The sequence below is a fragment of the Vibrio sp. E150_018 genome, assembly GCF_053544035.1.
The window spans coordinates 113448-129579 of sequence record NZ_JBHGNY010000010.1; the positions used below are offsets into that span (position 1 = coordinate 113448).

The window sequence follows — 16132 nt, forward strand, 5'->3', positions numbered from 1 at the left end:
TGAACATTTCACTTATTCTTGACGTTAAGCATCATAATCTTGTTATAGTTTATTTATATACTCATCGAACCTGAAACTTTGTTGACGGCATTTATTCATCCCTTTATCTCTTTGTTAAAAGAAGTCATAGGCGAGCTATGTCCATGGGGCTTCCTTCACTTGTCGTATCACTGTAACTCCAATTACTTCGGGTATACAATTCGATAACAACTGTATTTACTCATCTCTAATGAGGTTATTTAAATGAAAAAAACACTTTTGGCGACACTACTGGCACTGTATTCGTTTTCTGCTTTGGCTCAAGCGCCACGTTGCGATATTAATATTAATAATGAACTACACCTTAAAGATGATGTGGTTTCGGTTTATCAGCAAGGTAAGCCTAAAGTGGTAATTGATCAAAAAAATCAATTATTTATTAATGGTAAAAAAGTCGATTTGAACCAGATGCAGCAACAAATGGTTAAAACGTATCGTGAAAAAGTTAGCTTGTATGTACCAAAAGCCAAAGACATTGCTGATCAGGGTATTGAGCTAGCTAATGAAGTGATTGATGATGTGAGTGAATCTTTTAATGCTCCAGATTCATTCAATAACTTGAAAAAAGCCATGGGTGATTTCTACTCTGACGTTGAATCTCGCTACTACAATGATGGAGAGTGGGTATTGAAAAAAGATGCCGTAAGCGAAGCGATTGCTAATTGGAAAGCGGATTCTTCTGCAGCGATGCAACGTTTTAATGGGGAGTTTTTCTCAAGTGCATTTGCGGTGCTATCTGAAAAAATGAAAGCTGGTGGTAGTGTGAATTTAAGTGAACTACAAAACCAGTTGATTGATTTAAAAGCGAAAGTTGAAACGAAATTACAATCGCAATCTGTAGAACTACAAAAAGAAGCGGCAGGTTACTGTGTTGATTTGCAAGGTATCGCAAAAGATGAAGAAACTCTCCGTCAGCAAATTCCTGAATTAAAAGGCTATGAAGTGTTTGTGATCTAACCTTTCAGAACACAGCTTACTATTTTAAAAGCAATTCACTAATGCTAACTATTGAAAGGTAGTTGGCATTTTTTATGAGACTTAATAAGCAATTTAGTCTGTGGTTCAGGTATTCTATTTGTAGTTTTTTAGTAACTCAGTTATAACTTTTATGCGGTCAATGGATTTGCTTGATTTTAAAGAACATTATCTAAGGAATAGATATGAAAATTCAGCACGCTCTTGCTGCTATCTTATTACTTTCTTCATCGACAACCTATAGTGCTGAAGTAAAAGGAAAATGGCAGGAAGGCTTCTCTGGTAATGCAATGTTACTGTTTGGTGTGATTCAATCGGATTCTCAATCAGATTCAGGTAGTGAGACTTTAAATTCGTTAAATGATAAAGGTGAGACTAAATCAGAAGCTTTTATTTATCCGGTGGCTGCCAGTCAGGTTAATTACACCTTTCTGGGGGGAAATCAACAATTCTTCATGGGTACCAGTAATGCGGATATAGTCCTCGGCCGGCCGCATTTTGAAGTTGGTTATGGTCAGTATTTTGAGCAGATAGGCACTTTCAAACTGTCATATATTCCTGGCCTATTGAAGAGTTCGACTTGGGAAGACCCATTCTTAGTCGGCAGTAAACGACAAGAAACAGATCAACGTATTAAAGGTGTTCGGTTTCGATATCAAGAGATTTTAGGGACCAGAATTGGCTTTGAGTTGGCAGTGGGCCAGCGAAAAATTGATGATGAATTAAGTGCGAGCAATTATAGCTCGGATGTTCAATCTCAATTGGAGCGAGAAGGTGACCTTTATTACAGTGAATTTTCCTATTTGACGCCACTTACGCAACGATTATTCTTGCGAAGTTCTGTCGCTTATTTAAAACAACATACCAAAGGCGAAGCCATGGCATCGGATACTTATACCGGCCAGCTTGCTGCTGTTCAGAAATTTGATAGTTCACTTTTAACTATAAGTATAAAATTTCAGTACTCTAAGTTTGATGAAATTCATCCAATTTTTCTAGAAACACGGGAAGATGATAGCGTCGGAGTGCTAGCGACTTATACCTACGACAATATTTTTGGCTGGTCTGGTGTCGGTGTCGCGGTAATGGGTGGTTTTACAAAAGAAATGTCGAATTTGGATTTTTATCAAAGTGATAATGTTATCTTGGGGACTGGCGTGCGATATGTATTTTAACTCGGATATCCTTAAAGGAATTCATATTATGAAGCTCGAATAGGGGGTGCTTAGTTAAATGTTTTTGATTGGGATTTTATTGATACCGTTGGTATCGGAGTTAACTTTAACTATGGTAGTTCGTTAAGAGGGGGGAAGCTTGCTGTTCTATATTAACCCTTATAATGGGGGACGGTTATTGAACCAATGAATCTATACCGATTAAAAAACAAATGGTTTATTAAGCTCTGCTTGTTAAATTGTTTAGTTATTTTCTCTATGCCAGCCGTCAACGCTCACAGTGGCGTGAATGGGGTATGGGAAACACTTTGTACTTTTAACGGATTGAAATTAGTACAAGTTGAAGGCGAGCCAGAACATCTACAACCATCCTCTTCTGGTCACTGCGTTTTTACTTGTGCGTTAGAGGTTGATGTCAGTGATGTTCAACTTCGAAGCCAATATAGAATAATAAAAACTCTAGCTTTTAAGCAACCGCCACCGCCAAATGAAAGTGACTTTTATCCATTTGGTAGCCCACCTAGAGCCCCACCTCTGAATGCGTAAGTAACTTTATTCCATTTAATCTATTTTAGCTGGCATTGAAAGCTCAGATTAACTGACTTTTATTGTCTGTATTTCTGGCGACAGTCGAATTTTGGCCAGATTAAACGATTGATTGTTTAGGGTCTGTTGACCTTTAGTAATGATTTAAGGAAATATCATGCATTCTGCAACTCGCAGTGTTCAGCAAGGCGTGGCTAACGCTGCGCAAGAAAAAAGAAACTTCTATTTTATGGCTTGGCGTTGGCATTTTTACGCTGGATTATTTGTCGTGCCCTTTATGTGCATGCTCGCGATCACCGGGCTTATTATGTTGTATGGCCCGCAAATAGAGTCGGCTCAATATGGTGATAAGATTTATGTTGAGACGTTATCTTCTCAAGTTGAGGCGAGTGAGCAACTAGCAGCGGTTCAGTTAGCCTACCCTGATAGTACAGTGAAAGAGTTTATTCCCGCTCATGCTACCAATGAAGCCAACCGCTTTGCTATTGTAAAACCGGATGGAACGGGATGGTTTGTGTTAGTTAACCAATATACCGGACAATTACAGGGAGAGATTGACCGCGATAATTTATATGCTTTAGCCAATGACATTCATGGTACTTTATTGATTGGTGATTTAGGTGATCGGTTAATTGAAATTGCAGCAAGTTTAGCGATTGTATTACTCATCACAGGTTTATACATGTGGTGGCCGAGGGATAATGCTAGTAAAGCCGGTTTTTTCAAAATAAGGCTGCAAAGTGGTAAACGCATTTTTTGGCGAGATCTTCATGCCAACATTGGTGGGGTAATCAGTCTTTTTTTACTGTTCTTTTTGATCACTGGACTATCTTGGGCTGGAATATGGGGCGATAAGCTCGTACAAGGTTGGTCTACCTTTCCCGCTGAAAAATACTATGACATTCCGGTGTCGGACAAAACGCATGCCAGTATGAACCACGGCAATGAAAAAGAAGTTCCTTGGAATCTTGAGCAAGCTCCGATGCCGATTTCAGATAAGAAATTAGATAGTGAGCCTAAAGACGTTGATCTGCACGCGGCTCATAATATGGCTATGCCTAAAGCGCAATACAATATTGAAGCGCAAGATCTCGATACAGTGATAAACACCGGACAACAATTGGGTTTTGGTTACTTCCGAGTGATGTTACCAATCGATGATACTGGCGTTTATACTTTGTCTGCCGATACGATTAGTGGTGACATTCATGATCCAACCCAAGATCGTACCGTTCATATTGACCAATATTCCAAGCAAACCATTATCGATTTTAATTGGGATGATTATGCTCTAATGGCCAAATTTATGGCTGCGGGTGTAGGGCTGCATGAAGGCGAACTAGGCTGGTGGAATAAAGCATTAAATACAGCGCTTTGTCTAATGTTTATGTTTATCTCGGTGAGTGGTGTAGTGATGTGGTGGTTACGCAAACCTTCTGGTGCAGGAAGATTAGTGCCTCCGCCTATGCCAAAGGATACTCGATTATGGAAAACAGGAGCACTTGTGATGATTATTACTTCTATCACTTTCCCTATGGCAGGATTGGCGATTATCAGTATGTTGTTACTCGACTTTATTGTGTTATCACGAATTCCGGCAATGACTAGATTGGTTAAATAACCGTAAGTTTTTTAATTTGAAAAAGCCGCAGCACTCGTTTTCACAGTGCTAATTTGAAAGTGACTGCGGCTTTATTTTTGTTCGAGTTAAGAGAAAGATAGCCGTTATGGTTCGTGACTATCTAAATTGTTTCACTTCAGGTAAGTAATCAAACCCGGCACTAGCAAGTTTGTTGATTAAGGCTTGTTTATCAATATCAAAAGCTTTGACTAGGTTATCTAGATCACCATATTCGTCGCGTAATTTCATATTGACGATACTCATCAGCATTACTGGATCCATGTTTTCAAAATTGGCTAAATTCATGGTGGTTATCCTTAAGCTTAGTCTTCAAAATCTGAAATTAACAAATTGGCTGCAGCAAAGGCCGCGCGTTCACGTGTTTCTTTTGGCAGGTTTTCATCGGCGGCGATATCGTTGAAGGTTTTTACCGCGCAAGTGATGGCTTGAGGAATGTAGCCTTGATCGCCACTACCAATTTGAGCATAGAGTTCGCGAACTAAATCGCAGCAGTCATAAATTTTCATCATTTTCTCTGTAAAATTAAGTGATAAAAAAGGCGAACCTAAGCTCGCCTTTTTATTCTTCATTAATTATACCAACTCCAACAAATAATTGATCATCTTAGCTTGCTAAAAAACTCGCTAACTGCGTTATAAAATTTGTATGTAGAATCACTACTAACAGAAATTTTATGCCTTGTTATCAAGCTTTTTTTCTACGCTAATTTAGACCACTTATTTATCGGAATTGGTATTATTTGATTTGAGCTTTTAGGTGCTCGACGATGTTATCCATCGCAATCGCTACTTTGTCACCATTTTTGCGATCTTTATATTCAAAGTTACCTTCATCCATACTGCGATCACCGATCACAACCGTATGAGGGATACCGATTAATTCGATATCTTTGAACATTACGCCTGGACGCTCTTTGCGATCATCAAATAGCACTTCAATACCAGCTGAGATTAGTTCTGCGTATAGTTTTTCAGCTGCTTCTTTAACGCGTTCTGATTTGTGCATGTTCATTGGAACGATAGCCACTTGGAATGGGGCAATTGCATCCGGCCAGATAATACCAGAGTCATCGTGGTTTTGCTCAATTGCTGCTGCCACAACGCGCGTTACACCAATGCCGTAACATCCCATTTCTAGAATGACGTTTTTACCGTTTGAATCAAGCACACTACAGTTCATTTTTTCAGAGTAGTTAGTACCTAACTGGAAGATGTGGCCCACTTCGATACCACGTTTAAGTTGTAATGTACCTTTACCGCATGGACTAGGATCGCCTTCTACCACGTTACGTAAATCTTCAACTTGACCAAGCTCTACATCACGACCCCAATTAATACCGAAGTAGTGCTTGTTATCAATGTTAGCACCTGCGCCGAAATCATTCATTACCGCTACTGAACGGTCAACGATAAATGGTAGATCAAGACCAACAGGGCCAAGTGAACCAGGACCTGCGCCAATTAACTGACGAATTTCTTCTTCGCTTGCCATTTCTAAAGGCGCAGCAACTTGTGGTAGGTTTTCAGCTTTGATTTCGTTTAGCTCGTGATCGCCACGAATGATAAGCGCAATGATCGATGCATCGACTTCATCAGAGGCTTTAACGAAGAGTGTTTTAACGGTTTTTTCAATCGCTAGACCGTGCTGCTCAACAAGCTCTGCAATGGTTTTCGCATTTGGCGTGTCGACTAGCGTCATTTCTTGGCTTGGCTCAGCACGTTCAGTTGTTGGTGCTAGGGCTTCTGCTTTTTCGATGTTAGCTGCGTAGTCTGATTCGGTTGAGAATACAATCAGATCTTCACCGCTTTCTGCTAATACGTGGAATTCTTGAGAACCGTTACCACCGATCGCGCCGCTGTCCGCTAGTACTGGACGGTAGTCTAAACCCATGCGGTCGAATGCTTTACAGTAAGCATCGTGCATCGCATTGTAAGATTGTTGCAAACCGTCTTTATCGATATCAAAGCTGTAGGCATCCATCATTGAAAATTCACGAGAGCGCATAACACCAAAACGTGGACGACGTTCATCACGGAATTTGGTTTGGATTTGATATAGGTTCAAAGGAAGTTGTTTGTATGAGCTTACTTCGTTACGAACAAGGTTAGTGATCACTTCTTCAGCCGTTGGGCTAAGTACGAATGGGCGAGAGTGACGATCGGTAAAGCGAAGTAGTTCTGGGCCCATTTTTTCAGATCGACCTGTTTCTTCCCATAGTTCAAAAGGTTGAACTACCGGCATTAAGGTTTCAATTGCACCTGCATTGTTGATTTCTTCACGAATGATGGTTTCAACTTTACGCAGTACGCGTAGACCGGTTGGTAGCCAAGTGTAAAGACCTGAAGCTAGTTTACGGATCATACCGGCACGTAGCATCAGCTGGTGGCTGATCACTTCTGCGTCGTTTGGAGTTTCTTTTAATGTAGAAACAAGGTATTTGCTGGTGCGCATTTTTGTACCCGCTTATTTATAGAATGTTAATAATTGAATGCCAAAATCAAAGAGGCAATTTAGCTTGTAATGATAGCAGCACTGAGGTTTTCTCAAAAGTGTTCGATAGAAGTTACATGGATGAAATTGCGATTTATTTCCAGATTATGGCGGCTGTCATCGCTTTCGACTTTAAATTTAACGTTTAGGTCGAATAAGTGAGTGGCGTACTCTTTATCATCCGCTTTATTTTTCTTGTAAGCCGGACGAGGATCTTGGGCTAAAACTTGCTCGATCACCGCTTGAATATGCTGACCATTTGAGTGTGCTTTCAAACGTAATTGTGCGGAAGTTGAAAACACTACTGGCAAGATATCCGGCTCACTCTCTGCAAACCCGCCAGTGGCATCGGTAATCGAATCAGAGTAGGGGATGTAAGGCTTGATATCGATGATGGGCGTGCCATCCACTAAATCAACACTGCCTAGTTCAATCCAGGTTTGACTACCTTGTTGCGTAATGCCTTTTATTTCTACCGCAGACATGCCAATGCCATTGGGACGAAATGTTGAGCGTGAAGCAAACACGCCAATTCTTTCATTGCCACCCAATCTAGGAGGCCTAACGGTCGGCTTCCAACCTGCTTCTAGATTTTGATCAAATAAGAATAATAACCATGCGTGGCTAAATTGCTCCAAACCGCGTATCGCTTCAGGTGAGTTAGCTTCACCGAGTAATTCAACTCGTGCGTTGGCGGCAGGCGCTAACCGTGGTTGCCTTGGCACTGAAAATTTTTCTTTATAAGGAGAGTGAATTCGTCCAATAGGTTCAATGGTAAATGGCATAGTATTAGTCTGCTCAAAAAGTGTTGGTTAATGATAACGATAAATAAACAGCGATGGAAAATAATCTACCGTTAATCAAGATCACATTTTTGACAAAGGGCTTTCGTTGATAAATTTCGTACAATTAGTGTAATTTTCAATCTATATAGTTCTGGTTTTTGTTGATAATTGGTTTTTTGTATCTTTGATTATGGTTATTTTCTAATTTTATATTTCATTTTAGTTACACTTATTAACATTTTATGCTTTTCTGAATCTTATTGGTTCACGTACTCTAAGCGACCTTTTGTTATACCAGTGTTAAAAAACTGGATGTCATTGACTAGGAGGTCCCGATGACAACTCAAAGTTCGAGTAAGCCATATAACTCGAAGAAAACGCTTTTTACCCGCTTTCTAGATTCAGTTGAATACTTAGGAAATCTATTACCTCATCCCATCACTTTATTTGCCATTTTTTGTGTCGCTATCTTGATTTCATCTGGGATTGCTGGCTATTTTGGAGTATCGGTTGTTGATCCTCGTCCTGAAGGGGCAAGTGGCCGTTCTGCCGATGGTATTATCCATGTTGTTAGCTTACTTAATGCGGAAGGCTTACAGCTTATCGTGACGAGCTTAGTTAAAAACTTCACCGGTTTCGCGCCATTAGGTACAGTGCTTGTGGCTATGTTGGGTGTGGCAATTGCCGAACACTCAGGCCTTTTATCTGCTGCAATGCGTGGAATGGTGATGGGCGCGTCAAAGCGTATGGTGACGTTCACGGTCATTTTCGCCGGTATTATTTCTAATACTGCTTCTGAGCTAGGTTACGTGGTACTTATCCCACTAGCGGCGATGTTGTTCCATTCATTAGGTCGTCACCCATTAGCCGGTCTTGCCGCAGCGTTTGCAGGTGTGTCCGGTGGCTATTCTGCCAACTTATTGATTGGTACCGTTGATCCACTGCTTTCTGGTATCACGGAATCGGCAGCGCAAATGATTGACCCAAATTACACAGTTGGTCCAGAAGTGAACTGGTACTTTATGTTCATTTCAACTTTCTTTATTGCAATTGTGGGGGCTTTCGTTACCGAAAAAATTGTTGAGCCTAAGCTAGGTGAATACAAAATTGAAGAATCGTCAGAAGACTTATCGCAAGATAAAATGGGGGCATTGACTGCCGATGAGAAAAAAGGTCTTAAAGTTGCTGGTATTGCGGTTCTAGTTGTTAGTGTGTTACTTGCTTGGACGATTGTTCCTGAAAATGGCGTGTTGCGTAATCCTGTAACAGGCGAAGTGGCTGGCTCTCCATTTTTGAAGAGTATTGTTGCCTTTATCTTTGTCTTCTTTGCTATTCCTGGTTTTGTTTACGGTAAAGTAACAGGCAGCATGAAGAATGATCGTGACGTGATCAATGCAATGTCAAAATCGATGTCTTCAATGGGTATGTACATTGTGTTGGTGTTCTTTGCAGCACAATTTGTTGCTTTCTTTAAGTGGACCAACTTTGGTCAAGTATTTGCGGTTGGCGGTGCAGACTTCTTGCAAACTATCGGTTTAACTGGCCCAGCGTTGTTCTTTGCTTTCATCATTATGTGTGGCTTTATCAATTTAATGATTGGTTCGGCATCGGCTCAGTGGGCGGTAACTGCACCTATCTTTATCCCAATGTTGATGTTAGTGGGTTATGCACCAGAAACCATTCAAGCAGCTTACCGCATTGGTGACTCGGTAACGAACTTAATCACACCGATGATGAGTTATTTTGGCTTGATTCTGGCTGTGGCATCGCGTTATGTTAAGAACCTAGGTATTGGTACGTTAATAGCAACCATGCTCCCATATACGTTATGTTTCTTAGTGGGTTGGAGCATTTTGTTCTACATCTGGGTCTTCGTATTGGGTCTACCTGTAGGCCCCGGTGCAGCGACGTACTATACGCCTTAAAATATCGTCATAACGTCATTTAAAGCGTTAACAAAAATCCCCAAACGATGTTGAATCGTTTGGGGATTTTTTATGCTTGGGCTCTTGGTGATTGGTGTTAATTGGAAAGCTTATGCGTATTGCTTCATTAACATCAGCCACTGTAATTGTTGCTGTTTAAAGTGTTGCTTCATTTGTTGATAGCGCAGCTTTAAAACCGCATGTTCATATTGCTCCATCATCTTTTGTTTCTTGCTATGCATCAGCAGTTTCTTCAAGTCGTAATACTCGGTCATTTGAGCAATTAGAGCATCGTATTCTTTGTGCATTTTTTCAATAACGTCATGTTGGTTCGGCAAATGGCGAATCTTCTGTTTAGTATCATTGAGCAATTGTAATGCTTTGGCTTTTTCGATTTTATCGGCCGGTGTAATACGCAGCTTTTCGGTTAATTTTAACCATGAGCAGGTTTTGATTAGCCATTTTGTTGGATCGTATTGCCACCAGTGGATGCCATTTCGGTAGTCATTTTCAAAGATATGATGGAAATTGTGGTAACCCTCACCAAAGGTTAGTACCGCTAACACACTGTTATCACGAGCAGTATTTTTATTGGTATAAGGTTGGCTTCCCCAGATATGCGCTAGAGAATTAATAAAGAAAGTCGTGTGATGGTTTAACACTAAACGAACTGCGCCAACCATTAAAAGCATTCCAATAATATCTTGGTAAATAATGCCTAATAAAAGTGGAACCCCTAAGCTCATTAACAGAGCAAGAGGGATATAGTATTTATGTTGCCACATGACGATCTTTTCTTTTTGTAGATCTCGGCAATTGGAGTAATCCGAATAAACTTCTGCGCTTTGGTAGTGGCGTAACATCCAACCAATATGAGAAAACCAAAAGCCACGCTTAGCGGAGTAGGGATCTTTGTCGTTATTATCAACGTGGCGGTGATGAACACGGTGATCTGAAGACCAATGAAGCGCGCTATTTTGCAGAGCAAACGCCCCACCTAAAGCAAAAATAAACCGTAAAGACCAATGAGCTTGATAGGTTCGATGCGACCACAAGCGGTGATAGCCTGCTGTGATGCATAGATTACAAAAGCTAAAAGTGACTAGGAGCCATACCCAATGTGCCACGGTAATGTCATTGATAATAAAGTAAATTGGCGCAACAACTACCGCAAGCAACATACTGCTAGCGAAGATGAAGACATTTAACCAAATGAAAGGAGGATTTTGTGTTTTCATAAATGACCAAGTTTCAGGCTACAAGTGTACGCTAGAATATCTAGCTTACAGGTGTAAGTCTAGTGGCGTGTGTGATCAATATTACCTAAATCTCATGAATAATTTGTTTCAATCCATTTCCTTTACAGCAAAATCGAGATACAAAAAAGGGCAGCTAATTTAGCTACCCTTAATACCTAAGTGACTTTAATGCTGGATTACCAACCTTTAACAACGCTGCCGTTAAACAGTTTCATTGCTTCTTGGTAAACTTCGTCTGTTTGGTATGCTTTCACAAAGTTCTTCACATTTTCGCTATCGGCATTGTCTTTACGCGCAACGATTAGGTTTACATATGGAGATTCTTTATCTTCCACAAATACACCATGTTCTTCAGTCGTTAAACCATTTTGAGCCGCGAACGTGTTGTTGATGATCGCGATTGCTACGTCTTGTAATGAGTTTGGTAGCTGTGGGGCTTCTAGTTCAACAAAATCTAATCTCTTTGGGTTCTCTACGATATCCAGAGGCGTTGCTTCAAGGCCTGCATTTGCAGCGAGTTTGATTAAACCTTTCTCTTGTAGAAGCAATAATGCACGACCTTCGTTAGTTGGATCGTTTGGAATCGCGATGCTATCGCCTTTTTTCAGCTCATCAAGTGATTTGATTTTTTTCGAGTAACCAGCAATTGGGTAGACGAAGGTATTACCAACTGGCTTAATTTCGTAACCACGATCTTTAATTTGCTTATCAAGGTATGGCAAATGTTGGAATGCGTTTAGGTCAATTGAACCATCATTTAAAGCGGCGTTAGGAATGATGTAATCCGAGAATATAGTGAGTTTCACATCAAGGTTGTATTTTTCTTTGGCAACTTTTGCTGCGACTTCTGCAACTTGTGCTTCTGGACCAGCAATTACCCCTACATTGATGGTGTTATCGGCTGCATTAGCAGCGCCCGTTAAAAGTAGTGAAGTAGCAACCGCAGCTGCGCTAAATAGGCTTTTCAATTTCATATACTAATCTCCATGTATAAAAATGCATTCTTTATGACTATATCCTTCGTACTTGAAGCTGCAGCTTTATTGACGCCGTTGATCCCCTCAAACTCTTAATTAAAAAAGTCATAGGCGAGCTATGCTCATGAGGTCTCATTCACTTGCTGTCTCACTGCAACTCCAATTACTTTGGATATGATGAGTCTGGTCTATTTGTTATAATTAACGATGATCCACTCGGCTGGCGATTCGATCACCGACCATTTGAATAATTTGTACCACTACTACTAGTAACACCACAGTAATGAACATTATGTCCGGCTGATAGCGTTGATAACCATAACGCATCGCCACATCACCTAGGCCACCACCGCCAACGGTTCCCGCCATGGCTGAATAGCTCACTAAGGTCACTAGGGTGATAGTAATGGTGTTAACAATAGAAGGTAAAGCTTCTGGTAACAATACCTTACGGATAATTTGTATTGGACTTGCACCCATAGATTGTGCCGCTTCAATCAGGCCGCTTGGCACTTCAACCAATGCACTTTCCACTAAACGAGCAATAAAAGGAATAGCGCCCACGGTGAGAGGAACAATTGCGGCAGTGGTTCCAATAAACTTACCAATTAAAAAGGTCGTAAATGGAATGATGGCAACCATTAACACTAAGAAAGGTACGGAACGACCAATATTGACGACGGCACCAAGTATCATGTTTACGGTACGGTTTTCAATTAAGCCGCCTTTTTTCGTGATATGTAGAATCACGCCCATTGGAATACCAATGATAAAGCCGATTAAACCAGCAACACCGACCATGTACAGAGTTTCCCAGGTCGCGCCCCAAATTAGGCGGAAAGTGCGATGATCGTAATACCAATCCATGATTTGATCATAAAACATAGCCAAGCACCTCGACTTTAATATTGTGGTCTTTTAGGAAGTTAATGGATTGATCAACAAGTTCTTTTTCACCAAACAGTTCTGCAACCATTAAGCCAAAACGAACCCCGCCAGCGTAATCAATATCGGAGTTTAAAATACTGACATCGACATTAAACTTGCGAGATAATTGACTGATCACTGGAGCATCAATAGTTGAGCCAGTAAATTCAAGACGTACTAGAGGAATTGAGCCCTCCTGTTGAGTCGCTTGCAGGCGATCTTTGTAATCTTCAGGAATCGATAAATCTAAGGTTGAGCGAATAAACTCTTGCGCTAGCTCTGTCTTAGGGTGAGCAAAAATATCACTTACCAGACCTTGTTCAACCAGGCGGCCACCACCTATGATGGCCACTTTGTCACAAATATTTTTCACCACATCCATTTCATGGGTAATGATCAAAATTGTCAGATTAAGTTGCTGATTAATGGTTTTCAGTAATTCTAAAATAGACTTGGTGGTTGCTGGATCAAGCGCACTCGTCGCTTCATCACACAATAAAACTTTAGGTTTTGATGCTAATGCACGGGCAATGGCAACACGTTGTTTTTGACCGCCACTTAAATTAGCAGGGTAGGTATCACGTTTGTCCGCAAGGCCGACTAAATCTAATAGCTCAGTCACACGTAGCTCAATTTCAGTGGTCGGCGTTTGCGCTAATTCTAAAGGTAGCGCCACATTATCAAAAACCGTGCGAGAAGATAATAAGTTAAAATGTTGGAAAATCATGCCGATATTACGGCGAGCTTGGCCTAATTCTTTAGAAGAAAGTTTAGTGAGGTCTAAGTCATCGACCAAAACAGAACCAGACGTCGGGGCTTCAAGCATGTTAACGCAACGAATAAGAGTGCTTTTCCCAGCACCTGATGAGCCGATCACACCAAAGATTTCCCCTTGAGGAATATGAAGATTGATGTCTACCAGTGCAGGGATTTCCTTGCTGCCTTGATAGAACACTTTGTTGACTTGATTAATTTCAATCATTTAACAACCTGACTTAGTAATATATTCCACTTTCAATAAATCCAAATTTTAGTGAAAACGTACATTGTGACTGAGATTTAGTAGACGATGCTATGGTTTTCACTACCTCAAGTCAATAGATATTTTTACGTCTAGACGTCTAAAGTGTTTAATTTGGACTATTCTTATTAATCTAATGAAGAGCAAAGCAAAGCGTGCAATAATTATTAATTAATATTTTATTGAATACTTTTGTTTTCTATCTGCAAAAGCAGCCTTAAAGAGAGTGTGTTATTTTGTCTAAACCTGCCGTTTTTATCGATCGTGATGGCGTCATTAATGTCGACCATGGTTATGTAAGTAAAGTGGATGATTTTGAATACATCGACGGTGTGTTTGAGGCAACCAAAGCGCTGAAAGATTTAGGCTACCAATTAGTTCTTGTGACCAATCAATCTGGTATTGCTCGTGGCTATTATTCTGAAAAAGAATTTTTGACGCTAACCGAATGGATGGATTGGAATTTCGTTGACCAAGGCGTGGAATTTGATGGTTTGTATTATTGCCCGCATCATCCTGAAGGCTCGGTAGAAAAATACGCTCAAGCGTGTGATTGCCGTAAGCCCGCACCTGGTATGTTTATTTCGGCTCAAGAAGAACTCGATATTGATATGTCACGTTCAGTAATGATTGGTGATAAAGCGGATGATATGAAAGCTGCCATTGCGGCCGGTGTGAAAACCAAAATTTTAGTGCGTAGCGGCAAGGCTGTCACCGATGAAGCGCAGACACTCGCCGATGTTGTGTTAGATAGTATTAAGTATGTGCCTAAGTATTTGGCAGAAAATATATAAGTGATCTTACAAAGATAATTAATTGATGACAGGCTGGATTGGATGCTAGCGTATATTTTTAGAAGACTCTTACTCGTCATTCCTACCTTTATTGGCATTACTTTGCTGATTTTCACCTTAACTCGCTTTGTGCCCGGTGGGCCGGTTGAGCGCATGTTGCTTAGCTTACAGATGCAGCAAGGCGAGGTCGCGACATCCAGTAGCGTGACTCATGGTGGTAACAATGCATTGTCCGATGATCAAATAGCGGAACTCAATGAATTTTATGGCCTAGATAAGCCTATTCCTCAAGCTTATTGGTTATGGCTGAAAAAGTTGGTTCAGTTCGATTTAGGTGAATCTACACGCTATTACGAACCTGTCACCGATATGATTGCCGAACGTCTACCGATTTCATTATTTTATGGTGGAATGACGTTTTTAATTAGCTACCTTATTTCTATTCCTCTTGGTTACATGAAAGCACTGCGCCATGGCAGTGTGATTGATGCCTCTAGTTCTATTTTTATTTTTGTCGGTTTTGCGCTACCCGGTTATGTGATCGGGGTACTGTTGCTCAGTTTATTTAGCTTTCATTTGGAATGGTTTCCGATGGGCGGTTTTGTTAGCGATGACTTTGACTATTTCACTCTGCCTGAGCAAATTAAAGATGTGCTTTGGCATGCGGTGTTGCCGCTGTTTTGTTATTTGATTGGTGATTTTGCCTTGTTGACCATGACCATGAAAAATAACTTAATGGAAAACTTAGCGGCCGATTATGTTCGAACGGCGATTGCGAAAGGCTTGCCATTTAAGCTAGCAGTCAGACGTCACGCACTACGTAATAGTTTAATTCCGGTAGCCAGCTCATTTGGTAATTCTCTGATGTTCTTTATGACCGGATCGTTTTTGATTGAAGTCATTTTCAATATTAACGGCATAGGTTTATTAGGTTATGAATCGATTATGGAGCGAGACTACCCTGTGGTAATGGGGTTATTTGCCATTAATGCGTTGATGTTGTTGATTGGCAATATTTTGTCGGATATCTGCGTGGCCTTGGTTGATCCTCGTATTAAGTTTGGAGCCTAATATGAGTTTAGCCTTTATTTCAACCCCATTAACTCAAAAGAAAATTAAACGCTTTAAAGCGATCAAACGTGGTTATTGGTCACTGATGATCCTAACGTTTTTATTTGTGCTTGCGTTATTAGCGGAGCTGTTGGTTAATAGTCGAGCCATTGTGGTGAAGTATCAAGACCAATGGTATTTCCCAACTTACGCTGATGTGATTTCAGGTAGTACTTTCGACCTTGGTTATCAGGCTGAAACCAATTATCGCCAACTGCAAAAACTGATAAGCGACAAAGATCCGCAAGGCTTGGTGATTATGCCGCTGGTGCCTTGGAATCCTTATGAACAAGATTTTGATAGCGACTTTCCTCCCGCAGCGCCAAGCATGGCAAGCAAACACTATTTAACCTCAGATCTGCATAAGAAATTGTTTTTCTAGCCGAGTAACTTTAATACTCGGCTTTTTTTCTTGAAAACTATAAGCAATTAATCCTGCGACTAAATTCACCATGAAGCTGATACAG

17 protein-coding genes and 1 pseudogene are annotated in these 16132 nt (G+C 40.6%); 9 read left to right on the top strand and 9 right to left on the bottom strand.

Annotated features, from left to right (window positions below; genetic code table 11):
- The first annotated feature begins 243 nt into the window (after positions 1–243).
- From ACE3G9_RS11285 to ACE3G9_RS11305, 5 genes are all read left to right on the top strand, one after another.
- Positions 244–996 carry a DUF2884 family protein gene (locus ACE3G9_RS11285; protein ID WP_417879354.1) on the top strand — a complete coding sequence of 251 codons (753 nt, stop codon included), beginning with the start codon at positions 244–246 and terminating at the stop codon, positions 994–996.
- 203 nt (positions 997–1199) lie between these two features.
- Positions 1200–2189: a DUF2860 family protein gene (locus ACE3G9_RS11290; protein WP_449219162.1), complete on the top strand. Its 990-nt coding sequence runs from the start codon at positions 1200–1202 to the stop codon at positions 2187–2189.
- Positions 2190–2267: 78 nt separating this feature from the next.
- Positions 2268–2345, top strand: a complete 78-nt coding sequence (locus tag ACE3G9_RS11295) for a Solitary outer membrane autotransporter beta-barrel domain (RefSeq protein ID WP_417879500.1) — start codon at positions 2268–2270, stop codon at positions 2343–2345.
- A gap of 102 nt (positions 2346–2447) precedes the next feature.
- Positions 2448–2735: a hypothetical protein gene (locus tag ACE3G9_RS11300; protein ID WP_417879352.1), complete on the top strand. Its 288-nt coding sequence runs from the start codon at positions 2448–2450 to the stop codon at positions 2733–2735.
- Between the two features lie 157 nt (positions 2736–2892).
- The gene (locus ACE3G9_RS11305) at positions 2893–4356 is read left to right on the top strand and encodes a PepSY-associated TM helix domain-containing protein (RefSeq protein ID WP_417879351.1); all 1464 of its coding nucleotides are present in this window, start codon (positions 2893–2895) and stop codon (positions 4354–4356) included.
- 117 nt (positions 4357–4473) lie between these two features.
- On the opposite strand, the gene ACE3G9_RS11310 is transcribed toward ACE3G9_RS11305, so the two are convergent.
- The 4 genes from ACE3G9_RS11310 to tsaA all read right to left on the bottom strand — a co-directional run bounded on the left by ACE3G9_RS11310 (position 4474) and on the right by tsaA (position 7652).
- Complete coding sequence (locus ACE3G9_RS11310) at positions 4474–4662, bottom strand: DUF4250 domain-containing protein (RefSeq protein WP_417879350.1); 189 nt, start codon at positions 4660–4662, stop codon at positions 4474–4476.
- A gap of 17 nt (positions 4663–4679) precedes the next feature.
- A complete protein-coding gene (locus ACE3G9_RS11315; RefSeq protein ID WP_027696857.1) occupies positions 4680–4883 on the bottom strand; it encodes a YaeP family protein in 204 nt (67 codons plus the stop codon).
- A 229-nt stretch (positions 4884–5112) separates the two neighbouring features.
- Positions 5113–6828, bottom strand: a complete 1716-nt coding sequence (locus ACE3G9_RS11320) for a proline--tRNA ligase (RefSeq protein WP_449219163.1) — start codon at positions 6826–6828, stop codon at positions 5113–5115.
- A 92-nt stretch (positions 6829–6920) separates the two neighbouring features.
- Positions 6921–7652 carry a tRNA (N6-threonylcarbamoyladenosine(37)-N6)-methyltransferase TrmO gene (gene tsaA / locus ACE3G9_RS11325; RefSeq protein WP_449219164.1) on the bottom strand — a complete coding sequence of 244 codons (732 nt, stop codon included), beginning with the start codon at positions 7650–7652 and terminating at the stop codon, positions 6921–6923.
- A gap of 335 nt (positions 7653–7987) precedes the next feature.
- Between tsaA and ACE3G9_RS11330 the strand changes: the two genes are divergently transcribed.
- A complete protein-coding gene (locus ACE3G9_RS11330) occupies positions 7988–9577 on the top strand; it encodes an AbgT family transporter (RefSeq protein WP_449219165.1) in 1590 nt (529 codons plus the stop codon).
- Between the two features lie 110 nt (positions 9578–9687).
- Here the strand turns inward: ACE3G9_RS11330 and ACE3G9_RS11335 are convergent, their stop codons facing one another.
- From ACE3G9_RS11335 to metN, 4 genes are all read right to left on the bottom strand, one after another.
- A complete protein-coding gene (locus ACE3G9_RS11335; RefSeq protein ID WP_449219166.1) occupies positions 9688–10815 on the bottom strand; it encodes a fatty acid desaturase in 1128 nt (375 codons plus the stop codon).
- 197 nt (positions 10816–11012) lie between these two features.
- On the bottom strand, positions 11013–11810 hold the full coding sequence (gene metQ, locus ACE3G9_RS11340) for a methionine ABC transporter substrate-binding lipoprotein MetQ (RefSeq protein ID WP_417879345.1): 798 nt from the start codon (positions 11808–11810) through the stop codon (positions 11013–11015).
- Between the two features lie 204 nt (positions 11811–12014).
- Positions 12015–12698, bottom strand: a complete 684-nt coding sequence (locus ACE3G9_RS11345) for a methionine ABC transporter permease (protein WP_417879343.1) — start codon at positions 12696–12698, stop codon at positions 12015–12017.
- Positions 12688–13722, bottom strand: coding sequence for a methionine ABC transporter ATP-binding protein MetN (metN, locus tag ACE3G9_RS11350; RefSeq protein ID WP_417879342.1), 1035 nt, complete (start codon positions 13720–13722; stop codon positions 12688–12690). The genes ACE3G9_RS11345 and metN overlap by 11 nt, the downstream gene beginning before the upstream one ends.
- A gap of 275 nt (positions 13723–13997) precedes the next feature.
- On the opposite strand from metN, the gene gmhB reads away from it, so the two are divergent.
- The 3 genes from gmhB to ACE3G9_RS11365 are packed head-to-tail and all read left to right on the top strand — an operon-like array spanning position 13998 to position 16047.
- The gene (gmhB, locus tag ACE3G9_RS11355; RefSeq protein ID WP_417879341.1) at positions 13998–14555 is read left to right on the top strand and encodes a D-glycero-beta-D-manno-heptose 1,7-bisphosphate 7-phosphatase; all 558 of its coding nucleotides are present in this window, start codon (positions 13998–14000) and stop codon (positions 14553–14555) included.
- A gap of 42 nt (positions 14556–14597) precedes the next feature.
- Positions 14598–15626, top strand: a complete 1029-nt coding sequence (locus ACE3G9_RS11360; protein ID WP_417879340.1) for an ABC transporter permease subunit — start codon at positions 14598–14600, stop codon at positions 15624–15626.
- Position 15627: 1 nt separating this feature from the next.
- Complete coding sequence (locus tag ACE3G9_RS11365) at positions 15628–16047, top strand: hypothetical protein (protein WP_449219167.1); 420 nt, start codon at positions 15628–15630, stop codon at positions 16045–16047.
- Here the strand turns inward: ACE3G9_RS11365 and ACE3G9_RS11370 are convergent.
- Positions 16018–16132, bottom strand: a pseudogene (locus tag ACE3G9_RS11370) (IS982 family transposase); the annotation flags it as partial. The gene ACE3G9_RS11365 and the pseudogene ACE3G9_RS11370 overlap by 30 nt on opposite strands.

Coding starts and splice junctions, on each gene's coding strand:
- ACE3G9_RS11290 (WP_449219162.1), top strand. CDS start 1,200: ATGAAAATTCAGCACGCTCTTGCTGCTATCTTATTACTTTCTTCATCG.
- ACE3G9_RS11330 (WP_449219165.1), top strand. CDS start 7,988: ATGACAACTCAAAGTTCGAGTAAGCCATATAACTCGAAGAAAACGCTT.
- ACE3G9_RS11315 (WP_027696857.1), bottom strand. CDS start 4,883: ATGAAAATTTATGACTGCTGCGATTTAGTTCGCGAACTCTATGCTCAA.
- ACE3G9_RS11305 (WP_417879351.1), top strand. CDS start 2,893: ATGCATTCTGCAACTCGCAGTGTTCAGCAAGGCGTGGCTAACGCTGCG.
- metN (WP_417879342.1), bottom strand. CDS start 13,722: ATGATTGAAATTAATCAAGTCAACAAAGTGTTCTATCAAGGCAGCAAG.
- ACE3G9_RS11300 (WP_417879352.1), top strand. CDS start 2,448: ATGCCAGCCGTCAACGCTCACAGTGGCGTGAATGGGGTATGGGAAACA.
- ACE3G9_RS11365 (WP_449219167.1), top strand. CDS start 15,628: ATGAGTTTAGCCTTTATTTCAACCCCATTAACTCAAAAGAAAATTAAA.
- ACE3G9_RS11345 (WP_417879343.1), bottom strand. CDS start 12,698: ATGTTTTATGATCAAATCATGGATTGGTATTACGATCATCGCACTTTC.
- ACE3G9_RS11285 (WP_417879354.1), top strand. CDS start 244: ATGAAAAAAACACTTTTGGCGACACTACTGGCACTGTATTCGTTTTCT.
- tsaA (WP_449219164.1), bottom strand. CDS start 7,652: ATGCCATTTACCATTGAACCTATTGGACGAATTCACTCTCCTTATAAA.
- ACE3G9_RS11320 (WP_449219163.1), bottom strand. CDS start 6,828: ATGCGCACCAGCAAATACCTTGTTTCTACATTAAAAGAAACTCCAAAC.
- ACE3G9_RS11335 (WP_449219166.1), bottom strand. CDS start 10,815: ATGAAAACACAAAATCCTCCTTTCATTTGGTTAAATGTCTTCATCTTC.
- metQ (WP_417879345.1), bottom strand. CDS start 11,810: ATGAAATTGAAAAGCCTATTTAGCGCAGCTGCGGTTGCTACTTCACTA.
- ACE3G9_RS11310 (WP_417879350.1), bottom strand. CDS start 4,662: ATGAATTTAGCCAATTTTGAAAACATGGATCCAGTAATGCTGATGAGT.
- ACE3G9_RS11360 (WP_417879340.1), top strand. CDS start 14,598: ATGCTAGCGTATATTTTTAGAAGACTCTTACTCGTCATTCCTACCTTT.